This window comes from Oceanobacillus sp. B139/18, from assembly GCF_055524595.1.
Window position 1 is genome coordinate 87,673 of the sequence record NZ_JBVFXI010000004.1, and the last position, 18,261, is coordinate 105,933.

Genomic DNA, 18,261 nt, shown 5'->3' on the forward strand with positions numbered 1-18,261 from the left:
AAAATGATCAAAGCCGTGGAAGTAAAAAATATTCGTATCGGTGAAGGGATGCCAAAGATTTGCATCCCGATGGTTGGCAAAACGGTTGACCAGTTGATAGAAGAAGCAGATTTTCTAAAAAGCCTGGAATGTGATGTAGTCGAATGGCGTGTTGATTTTTTTGAACAGGTTGAGGATATCGAAAAAGTAAAAGAAGCCCTTACGGAGATACGCAAGGTGCTTCCGGAGATGCCTCTGATATTTACTTTCCGCAGCTTCAATGAAGGAGGAGAAAAAGAGGTTTCTGTTAATTATTATTTACAACTGAACCGTGAAATATCCGCAACAGGGCAGGTTGATATCGTTGATGTCGAACTTTTCAATCAACCCGAAGATGTAAAACAAATCATCGAAACCGCGCATGAACATGGTGTATTTGTTATCATATCAAACCATGATTTTAACAAGACGCCAGATAAGAAAGAAATCATAACCAGACTTTGCCGGGCTCAAGAGCTGGACGGCGATTTACCGAAGATTGCTGTTATGCCGGAAACAACGGCAGACGTACTGACATTATTGGATGCTACGAGAGAAATGAAGGAGAAATTTGCTGACAGGCCGATTATTACAATGTCGATGGCAGGACAGGGCGTTATTAGCCGTCTCGCTGGGGAAGTATTTGGCTCTGCATTAACATTTGGTGCGGCAAATAAAGCATCAGCGCCCGGACAGGTTGCAGCGGCGGAATTAAAACAGACGTTGCATCTGCTGCATCAGAGTTTATAAAATAAAAACCCAGTTAACCAGGATAAGATGCTTCCTAATAAAAAAATGGGATTATTGCAGTTATTCATGTGAAATATTTCACAAATGTAGTGGGGCATTAGAGTGTAGTGTATAGGTAAAATAGAAAAAATCAATGGTATGTTATCAAAAATTCAGGAGGGAATTAACATGACAGATCAAGGCAGAATCGACGGAAGAACAAAATTGATTGGACTGACAGCAACACCTATTGGACATTCTTTATCTCCGGCAATGCATAATATGTCATTTCGGGAACTGGGACTAAATTATGTCTATATGGCATTTGAGGTAGATAACAAGCAGCTGGAGGATGTTGTCACCGGGTTCCGGGCCTTAAACCTGCGTGGATTTAATGTTTCCATGCCGAACAAAACAAAAATACTTCCATTACTGGATGAATTAACAGATGGAGCGCGTTTTGCTGGTGCTGTGAATACCGTATTAAATGATAATGGCAAATTAATAGGTTATAACACAGATGGGATCGGCTATTTTCGCAGCTTGAAAGAAAATCATATCGATGTAAAAGGAAAGAAAATCACCCTTTTGGGAGCCGGTGGGGCGGCAACGGCAATTGCTATCCAGGCAGCTCTGGAAGGAGTAAAAGAAATTTCCATTTTTAATCGAGACGATGAATATTTTAACCGGGCGGAAAATAATACGGTGATTATCAATGAAAAAATGGAAGGGGACTGTATAGCAAATGTGTATCGGTTAGAAGATAAAAAAACGTTGAAAGAAGAAATTGCAGCAAGCGATATTTTAACAAATGCAACAGGTGTTGGAATGAAACCGCTTGAAGGGCAAGCCTTAGTTCCCGACCCTTCTTGGCTGCGTCCGGAATTGATTGTTTCCGATGTGGTCTATATCCCTAGAAAAACAAAGCTGTTGGAGATGGCAGAGACCGTTGGCTGCCAGGCAATCAATGGTCTTGGGATGATGCTTTGGCAGGGCGCTGCCGCATTCGAATTGTGGACAGGTCAGGAAATGCCGGTGGAATATGTGAAAAATCAGATGTTTTGATTACGCTGTACTGATTTGGAAGGGTAAGTCATCGAAATGCCGTATTAATCCTATTCTGTGAGAGGAGAGCGTAAACCAATGTTGTCAGGTTAATGAATTTTCTTAAATATGATGTTTGTTACAACTAGATAGCAAAAAACTATTTAGCGTAGTGTTTTTCGCAGCAGTCACACTAACCTGAAAACATTGGAGCGTAAACTCCCACAGAATGATGAATCATTTTATATCCAGTAGAAAATAAAAAGTCCTTCAAATGAGAGGAGAAAAAAATCATGAATACGAAAAGATATTATCCAGCTGCATTGGCACTCTATATTACTTTTATTATCCATGGTATTGGAGTATCTATTCTGGCACAATATAAAGATGAGCTGGCAGAGCTGTGGGGAGCAGCAACCTTGCCCAATGGCGCGTTGGATGTAAGTATCGTTTTTACCGTTATTGCTGCATTAGGGCTGGGGCGTCTGATTACGCTGCCAATCTCAGGACCTGTTTCCGATAAATTTGGCAGAAGAGTTTCCAGTCTGATTGGTGTCGGTTTATATGTATTATTCTTTGTTGGAATCATTTTTGCTCCGAATTTCTATGTTGCTTTTGTCTTTGCCTTATTAGGAGGAGCTGCCAATTCCTTTTTGGATACCGGGGTTATTCCATCCCTTATGGAGATTTTCGGTAAAAAGGGCAGTATAGCGAATATGTTCACTAAGTTCTCTATATCTATCGGACAGTTTGCATTACCTTTTATGATAGGGTTTGTGGCTGCCAGCCAAATGTCATTCCAAACCGTTTTTTACTTTGTAGCGATTCTGCTCGCTATAGACGGTGTGTTGCTGGCTTTTGTGCCATTACCGCCAAATAGCAGTACCCAAAAGACTGATAAGAACCAGAAGAAAGAAAAAATGAAATTCACAGCGACAAGCGTGGTCATTATTCTTATTGCATTTACATGTACTTCTACATTCCAGCTCTGGCTTAATGCCAACCAGGAATTAGGAACATTATATGGTATGGAAAATCCAAGCACCATTCAGTCCTATTATGCCATCGGATCTATTGTTGCTGTATTATTAACGGCTGTTTTCATCAATAAAAAATGGCTCAAACCAGTTCAAGTGCTTATTTTATATCCAGCGATATCAGCGGTTATGCTGCTTATTATTTACTTTATAGAAACGCCGGCTATTTTACTGATCGGCGGGTTTATTCTCGGATTCGCTGCAGCTGGCGGAGTATTACAGTTAGTAACATCCACAGCAAATGAACTGTTTCCAAAGCATAAAGGAAAAATCACGTCCATTGTTATGATTTCATCCAGTCTGGCTAACTATATTATTTTAAGTGCAGCTGGTGTGATTACAAGAGTTGGCGGTGTAGACGGACCAAAATATGTTTTATTGTTTAACTTTGCCATAACAGCTATAGGTGTGTTGCTTGCAATTTACGTCAATAAAAGATATAAGAAAGAGAATGAAGGTATGGTAGAAGCCGCGTAAAGCGTGTTACAGTGATTTAAGCACGGTTTATTTCAAATCGAATGGAATGGCATAGGAAGCACCATACAGTGGGAGAGGGCAGTCTCTCCCGCTGGTAAAATGACAGACCCCCAGGGTTGTTCCAAAGGGGATAATTACTTTGATGGTGAATGAATGGATACTAGCTGAAAAAGGTGATGCAAAATGAAAGAGAAGAAAAAATTCCATTATGCTTGGGTGGTCTTAATTGTCTGCTGTATGATCAATTTTGCCGGCTTAGGTACAATTTTCAACACATCGGGTATATTCTTTCCTTCTGTTACAAAGGAATTGGGGATTGGCACAGGAGATATGTCTTTATACATGACTTTTCTATGCTTGGCAATGTTTGTGGCTTCTCCTTTAGTGGCAAAATTATTACCTAAAATCGATGTCCGCATTACATTATCTGTTGCCTTTGTGGTAGCTCTTTCGGCTATTGCTGCCATGTCGTTATATACAGAAATATGGCAATGGTACCTTTCTGGTATCGTTATCGGATTTGCCGGAGCATTTATTTTTTATATTCCTATTCCGGTTATTGTTCAAAATTGGTTTCACAAAAAAACGGGAATGGCTTTGGGAATCATCGGTGCTTTTACAGGTATTGGAGGAGCAATTATGAATCCGGTGATTGCTTCTTTCATCGACAGCTTTGGCTGGAGAACTGCATATGTGATCACCGCGATTATTATCGGAGTGATTGTCCTGCCTTTCACCATTTTTGTTTTACGCTTTAAACCGGAGGATAAAGGGTACAAACCATATGGCTATGCAGAAACCTTAGAAGATCAAGAAACCTTTAAAAAAGAAAATGAAAAGGGCGTACCTGTGAAAGTTGCGATAACGAGTTTAGCTTTTTTCTGTGTAATTATCATTGCTTCATTTTCCGGGTTGATCAGCGGATTAAACCAGCTGTTAACCTCCTACGGTGATACTGTCGGATTAACCACTACAGCCGCTGCCACATTAGTTTCGGCTTCGATGATATCGAACCTGCTTACCAAATTTCTCTTTGGAGCAGCCAGTGATAAATTTGGTGTGAAAATGACGTTGATTGTCAGTGTGCTGTTGATTGCATTTGGCTTCAGTCTATTTTTCATATCTCATGGAACCTATGCTACCGTGTTTACTGCTTCCCTTCTGTACGGTATTCATGCATCGGTTATTATCGTCGGGCTGCCATTGATTACAAAAGAATTATTTGGAAAGAAACATTTTGTTGAAATTTTCTCTTATGTAACGATGGGACAGGCGTTAGTAAAGTCTTTCGGATTTGCGGTCTTCGGTTATATGTATGACCTTTCCAACAGCTATGAACCAGCTTTCATGTTAGGAATCATTATCTGTGTGCTGATGGCTGTGTTGACAGTCGGGGCGTTTCGGAGCAGGAGAAAAATGGAGATTGTTATGAAGAAAGAGATTGGGGAAAGTATGCAGTGAAATGCTTTTCTAAAAATCACGTACAAGGATATTAGTATAATTATAAAAACAGTATATTGAGCGGAGTTTGTCTGCTTTCTCTCAGGAGACTGAGATTCCTTGTAAGCAGGCTTTTAGACGGTGGGAAAATAGCATCGAAAAAAGAAGTTTTCACCGTGGAACTGACAGTATGTTGCAATCATCTTTAATCTGTAATTAGATTCCTTCCAGCTTTCATAATTGATTCTCCTTGTACATACGCTAAAGCAAGGAGGATGATAGGATGGATAAAACAGATGAGCCAATGAAAAGAATGGCTAATTTGCGATTATCACATGCGGGATTTGCCCAGTATTATAAGGAATTATTGAGCAGAAATCATCATCTATTTAAGGGAAGCCGAAAAAATAAATCTCATCAGCATTTTTTTCAGAAGGCTCATCGGGCGAATTCTTTTGATATTACATAGGATTTGCTTGAGCGCAATGTAGAACGAAATCTCATTCAATGAGAGGATTACGGACAATTCTCCGTGATACATCAGCTTCAATATTGCTCTGACCGTTTGGTATACTTAGATATCAAGCGGTTTTTTATGATGGTTAAGAACGGTTTTAATCTACATTTGAAAACAGGAAATGCGTTTGCGTTATCGATAAAGGGTAAATACGTAACGATAAAGACATCTTCTCTTTTTATCGTGCGGGAAACAATGCTACAATAATATAATGTCATACATTCTGCTGAAGCGGAATGTAATTTTGAATAGAGATGAGGCAGCTGGTAAAAAAAATTGCTGTCTGTGATCGATAAAAAAGACAATTTTACATGTTTGATATAGAGCAGCAGGAGGAGAAATCATGGTACGGACGAAACAGGACGTAGAACGGTTAGAAGCGGATCTGAACCGGATATACGACAGCATCGATATGAACTCGGAGGAGTTATTTAACAATCGAATCAAAGGAATATGGCAGAGGCTGAAAACAAGCTCAGGAAATGAACAATTAAAGACGATGCCTTTAGATACAATGTTAACAGTGAATAAAGAGCTCCCTGTAAACACTTTGAAGCATAATGGGCTGAAAACAATGAAAGATATAGCGGATAAACCAGCTCAGGACCTGGCGCAGCTGGATGGGATGGATGAAAAAACGGCAGAGCACATTTATCAGGCAGTTTCTAAAATAAAAGAAGCAGTATATAAACAGGCAACGCCGCGTGTGAATCCGGATGATATTTCTGATGAAGATGTTCATTTGCTGGAATCGATTTATAAAAAATGGCATTTGTTAAACATTCTTAAAGAGATGCAGGAGAAATTTCAGGAGTATTATGATGAAACGATATCTGATATTGAAATGGCCAAGAAACAGAAAGGATTTTTTGGCGGTTTGTTTCAGCCGAAAGAGGAGAAGGAAAAAATACGGTCTGCTTTTGCCAATCTAAATAAAAACAAGCATCAAAAGGAATTAAAACAGATAAAGAAAAGATTAGATTATATGCTTGATTTTGAAGTGAGTAAAGAAGAGCTCAAAAAGCATTTTGAAAGAGAAAATGCCTTTTACTATACAGAAATTGAAAAAGCAACGGACTTTGACTCGAAGAATATTTCCGAAAGTCTGCCAGAAGAAGTGGTAGGAGCAGTAAATAACCATCCGCTTGATACGAATGGACTGCATATTACCTTAAGAAATTATCAAATTTTTGGTGCGAAGTATGCTTTGCTTTATAAAAAGACGCTGCTGGGGGATGAGATGGGCTTAGGAAAGACGGTTCAAGCGCTTGCTATTCTCAATCATCTCAGGCAAAACCATCAGGGACATGCTGTCATTGTTTGTCCACTAAGCGTAATCGCCCACTGGAAAAGAGAGATGGAACAGCGGTCTGCTTTACAGGCATTTATCTTTCACGGCAGCAATCGTGAAGAACAATTTCAGGCCTGGCAAGAAGGTACGGGTATTTTAATAACCACTTTTGAATTGGCGGGAACTCTGCCATTGGAAGGCAGTCATCATTTTGATGCGTTGGTTGTTGATGAGGCGCATTATGTGAAGAATCCGAATACAAAGCGCTCGCAAAATGTTTATCATTTGGCAGACGAAGCGGAGTATGTCTTATTTATGAGCGGAACTCCACTCGAGAACACGGTAGAGGAAATGATGCAATTGGTCTCTGTCCTGCAGCCGGGAATTGCGGATGACTTATCAGAAGAGATGCTGTTGCGTAATCCGCAAGCATTCCGTGAAGCCATTGCTCCAGTTTATTTAAGGAGGAATCGGAAGGACGTATTACATGAGCTTCCGGATTTGGAGATTATTCCAGAATGGGTTCCGTTTGGTGAAGAAGAGAAGAAGTTCTATCAGCAGGCAGTGAAAGAGGAACAGGTCATGGCCATGCGCCGTGCAGGCTGGCAGGGCGGATCTCAGAGTAAGTCACCGAAGCTTGAGAAGCTGCTTGAAATCTGTGAAAATGCAAAAGAAAACGGGCATAAAGTGCTGGTATTTTCTTATTTTAAAGATGTTATCCAGACAATCAGCAGTAATTTAGAAAACGAGGCACATCGCGTCATTACTGGGGATGTTTCGAATCATAAAAGACAGGAAATCATTGATGCCTTCACAGCGGATGAAGCTGGTTCCGTTCTGGTCAGCCAGATTACTGCCGGCGGTGTCGGGGTGAATATTCAGGCTGCCAATGTGGTTGTTTTATGCGAACCGCAATGGAAGCCGACAATGGAAGAACAGGCGATCAGCCGTGCTTATCGAATGGGACAATCTCGAAACGTTGTCGTTTATCGCTTATTAACGGAAGAGAGTATTGATGTGACAATGCTTGACGTATTAGGAGAAAAAGCGAATCTTTTTAACCTGTTTGTAAAAGAATCTGACACAGCATCACGCATTTTAGATGAGCAGGAGCAGGAAGAAGAAGAAGCTTCTATTCAGAAAAAAGTATTGAAGCTGGAGAAAGAGCGGTTTATGGAGACTGTGCGTTAAAAGACTTTTTGAATTGCATACACGGAAGAATTATCATATTTCTTATGTGATGTATTATGGAGCATGTTTCATCTGCAAGAAAGCCGGGAAAACCTTCTATAACGAAAAAGGAGGATGCCATGACATCATTTAAAGAAAGAGCCAGATATGCACGTTTTAAAAAGGTTCTGGGAGCTATTCTTGTCATGCCTATCATTGCTGTACTTGGATTTTTAGATGTCATTTCGGTATCCAATGCAGTTTCATGGTTGGCCTTAGCAGCTTTTATTGTGAGTTTAATTGTATTTTTCGTTTCATTTAAAGGAAAGAAGCCGCAAGTTTAAGGGGAGAATAATGAAAAAGATTAGTTTAGCAGTTCTTATAAGGGAGAGGAGAGCATGGTCTGTGACGATGCTCTTTTCTTATAGGGAAGTAGTATTAGTTTTTTCGAAGCAGGAATGAAAAAACTATAATTGTTTTATTTCAGAATAATTGCTAAAATAAATATAATTTAAAAGAAAGGAAGTGCTCTATTGTTTACAGTCCCCGTTATACTAGAAGAAAAAGCAGATTACATGAAACATGATCGGCTGACGAAAAAGCTGATACAAGAGTTTTTCGAGGAATTTATCGAAGGCTTCTTCCCCGACCTTCATCCCTACATTGATTTCTCCAACGTCACATTTCTTGAACAGGAAGTCTACCTGGATTATCTTGAAGGCTCCAAAAAGGAAATTGACGTGCTCGTCGAAGTAAAGTTGCATCACGAGGATAAAATTCTCCATATCCACACCGAAGCACAATCCACCCATGAGGCAGATTTCCCCGAAAGAATGTTTCTCTACTTCAGTTATCTTTACGCTAAACACCGCAAACCAATTCAACCTATCGCCGTTTTGAGTTATAATAGGAAACAAGAAGAACCCACGAAATTCAAAGTCGATACACCTACCCAAGAAGTACTTCAATTTAACTTTTTACAATTACAATTAAGAAAGAAAAACTGGAAAGAATATATTCAATCAGACAACCCGGCCGCAGCCGCATTGCTTAGTCAGATGGGCTATGAAGAACATGAGCGTGTCCAAGTAAAGTTGGAATTTCTGCGTATGATTACCCGGATGAAAATCAATCCGGCGCAAATGGAGTTTCTTTATGGTTATTTCGAAACTTATTTAAAACTAAATAAAGAGGAGGAAGAACAGATGATGGAGAAAATGGAAAACTTGCCGGAAGAGGAAAAAGAAATAGTCATGCAGCTGCCGAATTCTTATTTTGAGAGAGGAAAGCAAGAAGGAATAGAAGAAGGGATAAAAAAGCGGAACCAGGAATTAGCTTTGAAACTGATAGCAAGAGATATGTCAATCAGTGACATTGCAGAGATCACAGACTTAAGTGAAGCAGAAATTAAAAGGCTTGCTAGTGAGTAAATAAATAAAATAGATTATCTGTTTCTATAAACAAACAAAGTGAGCTGGTTTCATTGTAAATTGGCTCACTTTGTTTATATGAAGCAAAACTTATTTAAAACTAAATAAAGAGGAGTAAGCGCAAATGATGGAGAAAATGGAAAACTTGCCGGTAAATGATGTTGTGGGAAAAGTAATTTTATATCAGTAGCCTAAAAGGGAGCGGTTATGAAACCTGCCCCTTGTCATGTGGAAGTTACGATTGAATCCAAATAAACATATAGAAGAAAACATAAATTAGTAAAAGAATGCTAACAAATAGAATCGTTTGCCACCTGGCAAAAAGAAAAGCAGCGCTCGTGTCACCAAAGGGAGTTTGTTTCCAAATAGAAAATAAAGCATCTCCGAAAATATATACAGCATTGAAAAATAAAAAAGATGCTCGCTGCCAGGCTGAAAAAAATAACTGAAATAGGGAGTGTAAACTAAACTGTGTAAGTAAGAGAGCGTACGGCTCTTACTACGCAGTTTAGTTTTTTATTGTTAGAATAAGTATATAACGATTGGGAGGTTATTCTATTGTCTAAGTCAAAGCGAGAAGAGAAATCAGCTGAATTAGCCAAACAAATTCTAGAAAACTACCAACCAGAGAACGTAGAAGACATGCAAAATGCATTGAAAGACATATTTGGACCGATGTTTGAGTCTATGTTGAAAGGTGAAATGAATCATCATTTAGGTTATGAATCCAATGATAAAGCAGAAAAAACAACGGAGAATAGACGAAATGGTTATGGTAAAAAGACCATTAAAACAAGCTCAGGAGAAGTAGATATCAAGGTACCAAGAGATCGAGACGGCTCCTATAAACCGGAACTGATACCGAAACGAAAAAAAGATGTATCAGCCATTGAAAATAAAGTGGTTTCCATGTACGCACGAGGCATGTCCCAGCGAGATATTTCCTCCACCATTGAGGACATTTATGGCTTTTCTGTCTCTCATGAAATGGTATCGGACATTACCGACCAAGTTCTTCCTGATTTGGAAGAATGGCAAGATCGCCCCTTGAGTAACTGTTATGCCTTTGTTTTTGTCGATTGTATGTATACCACCATCCGCAACCAATATGAAACAAGGAAATATGCAGTCTATACCATTCTGGGCTACACCATCGAAGGAGAGAAAGAAATACTTGGATTATGGTTAAACGAGACAGAAAGCAAGCATAAGTGGATGCAGATTTTTGATGAAATCAAAGCGAGAGGTGTAGAAGATATTTTCTTTCTATCGATAGACGGAGTGAGTGGCTTAGAAGAAGGTGCACGAGCTATTTTCCCTGAAGTCATTGTGCAGCGTTGTATGGTTCATTTAATTCGTAACTCGATCAGATACGTGCCAAGCAAAGATTACAAGGCTTTCACCAAAGCTTTAAGAAAAGTGTATGGAGCACCAAGTCTCAAGGCTTGTTTAAGTGCCTTTGAATCCTTTAAACAACAATGGGCGGCTTACCAGGGCGAGATTGATGTATGGACAAGGAATTTTAGTCATGTAGAGCAGCTTTATGATTATGGAAGTGCCATCCGGAAAGTCATGTACACCACAAACGCTGTAGAAAGCATCCATTCCAGTTTTAGAAAAGTAACGAAAAAAGGAGCATTCCCTAACGAGAACGCTCTGTTAAAAGTGTTATTTTTACGGATCAGAGAACTGGAATCTAAGTGGGAAGGCGGTCATATCCAAAACTGGGCAATGGTCATGAACCAACTTCTACTTCATGATGAACTGAAAGATAGAGTGTTAAAGTACCTTGAGTGAATGGGAACTTACACACTTTATTTGACAAACCCCTGAAATAAAACCCGCCATTATGTATAAAAAAGACCATTTACCCTGCGGATCATATTTTAAATAGCTCTCTATATAATTTCCGTCTTTGTCATTCGGTGCCACCCATTGCTCATCTTTCCCTTTCAACGCAACATGAAGGGGATATTCAAAAGTTTTATCTGGATATTGTCTTTATGGATTTCTACAATAAAACGGCCGGCAAGGTAATGCCCCAGCTCATGAAACCATACATGTAAGAGAAGGAGAAGGTATCCAAAGATAAGTCAAGATACTACCTGCATGAATTTACGAACCTCCCATTATTCCAGGTTATAAAACCATCCCCTAATCTAGAATCTGTAAAACTGTAGTTAAGGAAGTTGGGCAGAATTTAGTAATAGAAAGTTGCTTTACTCGCATTTTATTGTTTACATATGAATCCATAATTGAATTACACTCATCCCAACCCCTAAAGCTAAAGGAACCATTCTTGTTAAATTTAACCCGGTTAAGGTGACGGTTGCTTTTTCTAAAGGATCTTTGGCAGGGGAAGCTAAATAATGGATAAATCGCTGCCAGGCTGTTTGTTTTTGCCTGCGTTTCTGCTCAGGGACGATTACCTGAAATCGGTCCAGCTCTTCCTTTAGTTTATCTTCTTCATTAAATTCATCTTTCAGCATGAAAATCCTCCTCCAGGTTGTTTTTTAATGTATTCATTGCCGTATGTAGCCTCGATTTAACGGTACCTATCGGAATATCTAATATCGATGCAATTTCATTTTGCGGCAGGTCTTCATAATAAACCAGTAAAATAATCGCCCGCTGCTTATCAGGCAAGTCGGCAATGGCCTGCTGAACCCATAATTTTTCATCCATGCTTATCGAGTGATTAGACTGTGGTGCTAAAAAAGGCAGCAGAGAGCGCCATTTCTTTCTTCGATTTAATTTATTTATTAGTAAGCGGTAAGCAATTTGAAATAAATAAGCTTTGACTGTTCCTTTCGCAGGATTGAATGCCTGCTTTTTCTTCTGCAGGATTTCAAACGTATCATGAATAATATCGATACTGAGCTGTTCTTCTTGCGTGTAACGGTAGAGAAAACAGTAAAGCGGTTCGTACAGGCGTTCATATAATTGTGTGAAGCCTGCTTTGTTCCCATTTTTGTAAATTTCCATCCACTCTTCGTTACGCTTCATCTTCTTTATCCCCTAGGTGAGCTTTGATGGATTTTAATGTCATCGAAATACGGGAAACAAAATAACTCACAATAACAATAACCCAAGTTTGCGTTTGATTGGATAGAAATTGCACCCATGCATTTTCAACGGTTTTTCCAGCTGCAATGAAGAAAAATAAGGCTTGTGCACAGAGAATGACATAAATGGCAAGGCATAACGTGACTGTATCAAATACGTTCCACCTTAAATAAATCGTTGTTTTTTTATAATTTATTTTTCCATTTTCTTTAACAACATATTTATGATTAAATGATCTGATGATAGCAGGAATCAATATTGATAATACCCCTGCCACAATTAAAGAAATAATATATCCTTTCCCCATAATTCCCTTCCTATCTATTATATATTTTCTTTGATCAAATTCCGAGTATGACATGATGGCCAGCCAAATAAACGGACATGGATAAGGTTTGAACTATATCTCGTCAATAAGAGTTACTGTACAGGCATTATATCAAAGAAGTAAAAACATTGGATTTTATATTTTATTTTACAAGTTTCTTTTTTTCAGCATGTTTCTGATTAAATTTTTGTATATGCTTATTGTTTTTAGCGGTAAATGCAAACATGATATTAATGAATACAGGGTATAAGCTTCCTAAAAAGAATCTCCAATCATTTGTGATGAAAGAAATGATTGCGAAGAAAATAAGTACACCAGTTGTAATATAAATGGTTCGTTTTTGATATGCATTGATTTTCATTCCCTCCCCCTTGTTTACTGACTATACAAACAAACAAAGCAAAAAGTTCATAAAAAATAAAAGAAATATCATAAACTCTGTTAGGATAAAGAGAATAAATTAAATTTTTCAAAAAGAGAGGATTATTGAAGAAGATGAATAAAATAATTTACATCATCCGGCATTGTGAAGCAACAGGTCAAGCTCCTGATGCCTCCTTGACGGAAAAAGGAAAAGAGCAGGCGAAGAAGCTGGCTGTATTCCTTTCCGGCAAAAAAGTTGATCGCATCATTTCCAGCCCGTTTCTACGCGCGATACTAACGGTAGAGCCTTTTGCTGAAAAGAACAATTTAAAAATAGAGACAGATAGCCGTTTGAAAGAGAGGGTGCTCAGTACGGTTTCGATGCCAGATTGGATGGATAAACTTGAAGCAACGTATACGGATTTCTATTTAAAATATGAAGGCGGCGAAAGCAGTAAGGAAGCAACCAGGAGAATAATGCATGTAGTGAATGATTTGCGAGAAAGCGATGCGAAGAGCAGCATAATGGTGGCCCATGGAGGAATCATCTCTCTGCTTTTGCATTATTACGATAAAAGTACGGGATTTGAGGCGTGGAGAAAACTTAGTAATCCCGATATTTATAAGCTGCAGATTTCAGAAGATCATCACCAGCTTGAGCGGATATGGTTAGAAGCGTAAAGAACGAAAGATATGCAATTAATTATCCAATAATCAGTTTAACAGGTCATGAATCGCCGAAAAACGTATTTAAAAATGCAGCAACTGTCATTCAACTGGCGGTTGCTGCATTTTTAAATACTTGCTGATAAACTTCGTATTTCCTTTTCCATTCACTTCAAAAATTAGTCATCCCACCAGCTTGTTTCCATATCAATCAGCCAATGATTTTTTAATGTCAAAGCACGTTCAATAGCTGCGATGCCCCCGGCGATGAGAAGTGTCGTATTTAGCCAAGAAGGAAGAATGATTGGCGAATCAAAGGAACCAAACCGCTCTGCAATAAAGGGAATCTCCGAAATAAGCGAAGCCAGCTGCGGAAGTCCTAGTATTAAAGAAACCAGCAGAATAAAAATGGCAAACTTTCCGATAATGGCGCTGATTTCAGGGAATTTGGCATCGAAACGCATGCGCAGCCCTTCCGCTGAACGGCGATCTGGGGAGAGTACAAACTCGCGTTCATCTTCCGTAATATAATGAATTCGTTTTAAACCATATGTCGTTGCTGCAGCTTCAATAACCCCTCCAGGAACCGGAAAGACAGCTGGAGTAGAGGCTTTTGCATGGTGCTTTCCATCACGGTATAAATCGATGGACTCATTTTCATCAAAGTAATTAATATGGACTGCATAAGTATGCTTTTCTTTATCATCTTCATGAAGGTTTATATAAAAAAGGGAACGATAAAATATTTCATAAAAACGAAAGGGTTTTAACGCATGTCCATCCCCACTCTTTACTTTTTTTGCTGCTCTTTCTCTGCGCTTGCTTTTAAAACGAAACATGCTATCCTGCCTCCGAATCGTGTTCTTTTAATAGATAATACGAGAAAAGGGGGGAAAAGGTTTCTTATAATTTACACATTAGTACGGTAAACCCTCTGTAAACTTCCGGGTGAATAAAGTTTCGGTGTAGAACCACCTGTTTAAAAAATTAGAAAGAACAGAGCTGCGGATTTTTTGTATGAAAAAGTGCTTCCTTGCTCATAACTAAAAGATAAGATAAGAGAAAGGATGCGGACAATGGATTTCATCAATCAGATAGAAGATTTGAAACAGAAGAATAAAGATTTGCAAATGAAGTCCGTCATTATTAAAGGTATTCCTTACGATGTGGTTGGGTTTGAAAGTTTGGTGGATTTTTCGGCTACGTGGGAAATGGTGGAGACATTAGTTCGGCACGAAGAAGAAAAATCATCAGAGCCAAACAGCCTTCATTCTAAAGAAACATATTGGAAGAAAATGGAATTTAATAAACAAATCAAAACACTCTATGAAGGAAAAGTAATTATTTGGAATCGTGAGAAAGAAATGTCATTAATTATTGATCCTGTTTCACAACCTCTATACAGAAGTATTGAAGTTCCTGTCAATGAAACCACTATTTACGGGGCAAAGGATGCATTTACAGAGAATAGTCAACAAAATATAGGGCTGTTGCGAAGTAAATATCAATCAAAAGATGTGGAAGTAATCACAACACAGCATGGAAAAAGAAACCGCCGCTTTTCTTTTCTTATTTTAAAAGGGACGACAGAGGAACACATGGTAGAGATGATTAAAAAGAAAATCGAGGATTATCCAAATGAAATCAAACAAGTCAAAGACATTCATGTTGCATTTGGTTTTTCTAAATTTTCATTAATTACCAGAGTAAATTCTACAGAGCTACCTGAAAACGCCATGGAATACATAGAGCAGGGGAAGATTGTATTCTTTATGGATGGTTATCCGTTTGCACTGGTATTGTTTAATACGGTTTTTGATGTGTTCAAACAGCCAAGTGACAGTAACTATCTGAGTGCATTTGTGTATTCTTTATATCTTCTGCGTATTGTTGGAATTATGATTGCTGTATTGCTGCCCGGCTTATATGTCGCGCTGATTACAATAAATCCGGAAATGTTAAAAGTCCAGCTGGCCTTGTCGATAACGGAGAGCCGTCAATTTGTGCCTTATCCTGCCTTTATTGAGATCATCATTATGCTTCTTTTGATTGAATTGATTACGGAAGCTGCCGTTCGGCTGCCTCTCTCGATATCCAATACGATTGGAGTAGTAGGCGGTATTATTTTGGGACAGGCGATTGTGGAAGCCAGCCTTGTGAGTGGGGTATTGATTATTATCATTGCTGCGACGACAATTGCAAATGGAATTATCGTTAACTTTGAAAATGGGATTACGCTGCGCTTGATGAAATATATTATTGTCGTTTTCTCCGCTATGTTTGGAATTCTGGGACATGTCATCGGTCTGCTGGTTTTATGCTCCTATATTGCCCGAATCACGAGTTTTGGAGTTCCATATGTCCGATGGAAAAAGGAAGGGATTCAAAGTGAAAATCAATAATTTATTGATTATAATCTTTTTTTTAGTCACAAATATCGGAGTGATGTTTCTGCTGTATCCTAGCCTTATCCTGGATACAGTAGATAATGGACATTGGCTAATTGTTCTTATACATGGATTTTCACATATCGCTCTTTTTGGTCTGCTGTTATTTGGTGTATCCAAGTTAAAGGAACCTAATATTTTAAAAAATTTGCCCAAAAAACGTTGGGCTGTATCCCTTACTTTACTTGTGCCCATCAGCCTTTTTATTATTGGAACAGTGATTGTTGCCATCCGTACTTATGCAGAGTTTACTACAGTATTATTCTTGAATCAGACACCCATGTTTTATGTGATGGTCATCTTCATTACAACGGCTGGTTATATTGGTCTTGGTTCGATGGAAAGTATCTTCCGGACAACCTTTTTAATAGCAGCTACTTCTTCCTATGTCATAGTCGTTATTTTCATATTATCCTTTTTCAATGCGGAATGGTATAACTTCTTTCCGGCGAAGGTAAGTAACTTCGATTTTTTATTGGAGATGCCTTTTATTACAGGTTTTTTAATATTATCTCCAACCTTTTTATTTATCGCTTTTTTACCAAAAGGAAAAAAATTCAATTATAAAACGGTTTTCTGGTTTTCGTGGCTTTTGATTCTATTTATATTTATGGCTGCTTACTCACCCATGCTGGTATTTGGAAATGAAATAGCACGGAATTTCACTTTTCCATATATCGAAATGCTAGCTACGGTTGATATTGACTGGTCTATCTTTGAAACATTGACAAGCCTCTTTGGTCTAAGTCTTCTTATCTACGCAACGTTATTTTTAGGGATGCTATTGCATATTTTGCGGACGTTATATCAAAGCATCTTCCAGACGAGCAAGCTTCATGCATCGATTGCAATGGTTATTATAGTTATCTTCATTACAGCTGTAGCAAATATGATTTCTACGTGGGAGCAAGTACAATCCCATATCATTTGGATTGTGCCGCTTCGTTTTTACACCTTCATCAGTCTGCTGATCTTCATTTTTTGGATAGGAAGAAGGGATAAACATGAAACGTAATTATTGGATAAAGATAATCATTTCTTTCGTATTGCTGGCTTTATTAAGTGGATGCTGGGATTCCAGAGACATTAATTACCGTTCCACGCCTATTTTAATGGGGGTAACAAAGGATGAAGATTTGTATCATGTGTATTTAATCATACCGGTCTCTGTGGTATCTGAGCAGAGGAATTTGGCAAAGGTGGACGGCAAAGGTGCTACAATTGTTGACGCCATTGAACAAATTAAGAAAAAAATTGAAACAACCATTGATTTAGAACATATTGGTTTTGTTGTGTTAGGTGAAGAACTGGGAAGGGAAGGGATTGGAAAAATCATTAATACCTTCATGCGCATGAGAGATATGCCGGCAACACCAACTGTGGCATTTACCCAAGAAGATATGGATTCCTATATCGATCAGATGATTGAAACATTTCAAAAAGTAGGTGTACCTATATTTGGATTTTTAGAAAAGCAGGCTGGCTGGGAAATTTATAATCCGGAAGTAAGTCTATGGCAGGTATACAGAGGCATTCATTCGTATACCTCAGATATTGCTATTCCAATTATTAGCTCCAATGAAAATTTGGAAATGGATTACTTTGGCGCATCCGTGCTAAAGAATGGAAAGATCGTTGAAACATTAGATGCTTTAGAAGTGCTGCTGATGAATTTATTAAATAATGAAGAAAACGTTATTAAAACGTTTATAACGATTGATGAGACAACTGATGTAGAGCTTGTTGAAAGAGATGTAGAGTACGATTACAAATACAATGGCGATCAAATCGACCTGACCATCAAGCTGGAATTTGTGATGATTGTTGCTGAAGCAGAAGATCATTTAAACGATGAAGATATTCAGAAGAAGTTTGAAGAAAAAGTGGAAAAGGATACACTTCAGCTCGTTAAAAAGCTGCAGGATAAACATGCAGATGTTCTTGGAATCAGTAATCGAATCAGGAAAAACTATACCCATAATGAACTGAAAAACTTTCTCAATGAAACGTATCCGAATATAAATGTAAAGGTAGAAGTAGAAGCGGTTATCGAGAATAATGGTAAAATACGAAATTTAAATAATGATGATTTTGAAGACTGGGATAAACAAAAACAGGATTAGTTGGAGAAAAGGGCTCCAGGTATCGTAAATATGGTATCTGGAGTTTTTTATTACATTTTGAAGCCATTTAAACCAATTTATTGTTTTTATCTATCAGGCAGGGCTAATAGTGGTA

18 protein-coding genes are annotated in these 18,261 nt (G+C 38.3%); 13 read left to right on the forward strand and 5 right to left on the reverse strand.

Annotation, left to right across the window (positions count from 1 at the left end; all coding sequences use genetic code 11):
- Nucleotides 1-3 precede the first annotated feature (3 nt).
- The 9 genes from aroD (at nucleotide 4) to ACZSMY_RS13170 (ending at nucleotide 10,950) form a co-directional block, all read left to right on the forward strand.
- Complete coding sequence (aroD, locus tag ACZSMY_RS13130) at nucleotides 4-768, forward strand: type I 3-dehydroquinate dehydratase (protein WP_465147870.1); 765 nt, start codon at nucleotides 4-6, stop codon at nucleotides 766-768.
- A 168-nt stretch (nucleotides 769-936) separates the two neighbouring features.
- Nucleotides 937-1,812 (forward strand): shikimate dehydrogenase, encoded by an 876-nt coding sequence (locus ACZSMY_RS13135; protein ID WP_289584691.1) that lies wholly within the window; start codon nucleotides 937-939, stop codon nucleotides 1,810-1,812.
- Nucleotides 1,813-2,084: 272 nt separating this feature from the next.
- Nucleotides 2,085-3,305 (forward strand): MFS transporter, encoded by a 1,221-nt coding sequence (locus ACZSMY_RS13140; RefSeq protein ID WP_212928571.1) that lies wholly within the window; start codon nucleotides 2,085-2,087, stop codon nucleotides 3,303-3,305.
- A gap of 183 nt (nucleotides 3,306-3,488) precedes the next feature.
- A complete protein-coding gene (locus tag ACZSMY_RS13145) occupies nucleotides 3,489-4,766 on the forward strand; it encodes an MFS transporter (protein ID WP_341172429.1) in 1,278 nt (425 codons plus the stop codon).
- A 262-nt stretch (nucleotides 4,767-5,028) separates the two neighbouring features.
- Nucleotides 5,029-5,214 carry a hypothetical protein gene (locus tag ACZSMY_RS13150; protein ID WP_341172430.1) on the forward strand — a complete coding sequence of 62 codons (186 nt, stop codon included), beginning with the start codon at nucleotides 5,029-5,031 and terminating at the stop codon, nucleotides 5,212-5,214.
- A 391-nt stretch (nucleotides 5,215-5,605) separates the two neighbouring features.
- Nucleotides 5,606-7,744, forward strand: coding sequence for a DEAD/DEAH box helicase (locus ACZSMY_RS13155; RefSeq protein ID WP_465147871.1), 2,139 nt, complete (start codon nucleotides 5,606-5,608; stop codon nucleotides 7,742-7,744).
- Between the two features lie 119 nt (nucleotides 7,745-7,863).
- Nucleotides 7,864-8,067 (forward strand): hypothetical protein, encoded by a 204-nt coding sequence (locus ACZSMY_RS13160; RefSeq protein WP_139089045.1) that lies wholly within the window; start codon nucleotides 7,864-7,866, stop codon nucleotides 8,065-8,067.
- A 189-nt stretch (nucleotides 8,068-8,256) separates the two neighbouring features.
- Nucleotides 8,257-9,153: an Rpn family recombination-promoting nuclease/putative transposase gene (locus tag ACZSMY_RS13165; RefSeq protein ID WP_052484954.1), complete on the forward strand. Its 897-nt coding sequence runs from the start codon at nucleotides 8,257-8,259 to the stop codon at nucleotides 9,151-9,153.
- 558 nt (nucleotides 9,154-9,711) lie between these two features.
- Complete coding sequence (locus ACZSMY_RS13170; protein ID WP_465147872.1) at nucleotides 9,712-10,950, forward strand: IS256 family transposase; 1,239 nt, start codon at nucleotides 9,712-9,714, stop codon at nucleotides 10,948-10,950.
- A 440-nt stretch (nucleotides 10,951-11,390) separates the two neighbouring features.
- Here ACZSMY_RS13170 and ACZSMY_RS13175 read toward each other — a convergent pair whose 3' ends face one another.
- The 4 genes from ACZSMY_RS13175 to ACZSMY_RS13190 all read right to left on the reverse strand — a co-directional run bounded on the left by ACZSMY_RS13175 (nucleotide 11,391) and on the right by ACZSMY_RS13190 (nucleotide 12,908).
- Nucleotides 11,391-11,642, reverse strand: a complete 252-nt coding sequence (locus ACZSMY_RS13175) for a hypothetical protein (protein ID WP_042531315.1) — start codon at nucleotides 11,640-11,642, stop codon at nucleotides 11,391-11,393.
- The gene (locus ACZSMY_RS13180; protein ID WP_465147933.1) at nucleotides 11,629-12,168 is read right to left on the reverse strand and encodes an RNA polymerase sigma factor; all 540 of its coding nucleotides are present in this window, start codon (nucleotides 12,166-12,168) and stop codon (nucleotides 11,629-11,631) included. The genes ACZSMY_RS13175 and ACZSMY_RS13180 overlap by 14 nt, the downstream gene beginning before the upstream one ends.
- The gene (locus ACZSMY_RS13185; RefSeq protein WP_193062614.1) at nucleotides 12,149-12,526 is read right to left on the reverse strand and encodes a group-specific protein; all 378 of its coding nucleotides are present in this window, start codon (nucleotides 12,524-12,526) and stop codon (nucleotides 12,149-12,151) included. The genes ACZSMY_RS13180 and ACZSMY_RS13185 overlap by 20 nt, the downstream gene beginning before the upstream one ends.
- Nucleotides 12,527-12,689: 163 nt before the next feature.
- A complete protein-coding gene (locus tag ACZSMY_RS13190) occupies nucleotides 12,690-12,908 on the reverse strand; it encodes a hypothetical protein (RefSeq protein WP_193062616.1) in 219 nt (72 codons plus the stop codon).
- Nucleotides 12,909-13,042: 134 nt separating this feature from the next.
- Between ACZSMY_RS13190 and ACZSMY_RS13195 the strand changes: the two genes are divergently transcribed.
- The gene (locus ACZSMY_RS13195) at nucleotides 13,043-13,591 is read left to right on the forward strand and encodes a histidine phosphatase family protein (RefSeq protein ID WP_465147873.1); all 549 of its coding nucleotides are present in this window, start codon (nucleotides 13,043-13,045) and stop codon (nucleotides 13,589-13,591) included.
- Nucleotides 13,592-13,755: 164 nt separating this feature from the next.
- Here the strand turns inward: ACZSMY_RS13195 and ACZSMY_RS13200 are convergent, their stop codons facing one another.
- Nucleotides 13,756-14,415: a hypothetical protein gene (locus tag ACZSMY_RS13200; protein WP_042531323.1), complete on the reverse strand. Its 660-nt coding sequence runs from the start codon at nucleotides 14,413-14,415 to the stop codon at nucleotides 13,756-13,758.
- 237 nt (nucleotides 14,416-14,652) lie between these two features.
- Here ACZSMY_RS13200 and ACZSMY_RS13205 point away from each other — a divergent pair, with 237 nt between their 5' ends.
- Genes ACZSMY_RS13205 through ACZSMY_RS13215 form a run of 3 tightly spaced genes read left to right on the forward strand, consistent with a single transcriptional unit; the run spans nucleotide 14,653 to nucleotide 18,146 of the window.
- On the forward strand, nucleotides 14,653-15,978 hold the full coding sequence (locus ACZSMY_RS13205) for a spore germination protein (protein WP_246528983.1): 1,326 nt from the start codon (nucleotides 14,653-14,655) through the stop codon (nucleotides 15,976-15,978).
- The gene (locus ACZSMY_RS13210; protein ID WP_042531327.1) at nucleotides 15,965-17,038 is read left to right on the forward strand and encodes a GerAB/ArcD/ProY family transporter; all 1,074 of its coding nucleotides are present in this window, start codon (nucleotides 15,965-15,967) and stop codon (nucleotides 17,036-17,038) included. Before ACZSMY_RS13205 ends, ACZSMY_RS13210 begins: the two co-directional genes overlap by 14 nt.
- Nucleotides 17,028-18,146, forward strand: coding sequence for a Ger(x)C family spore germination protein (locus ACZSMY_RS13215; RefSeq protein WP_042531329.1), 1,119 nt, complete (start codon nucleotides 17,028-17,030; stop codon nucleotides 18,144-18,146). The genes ACZSMY_RS13210 and ACZSMY_RS13215 overlap by 11 nt, the downstream gene beginning before the upstream one ends.
- The last annotated feature ends 115 nt before the right edge of the window (nucleotides 18,147-18,261 follow it).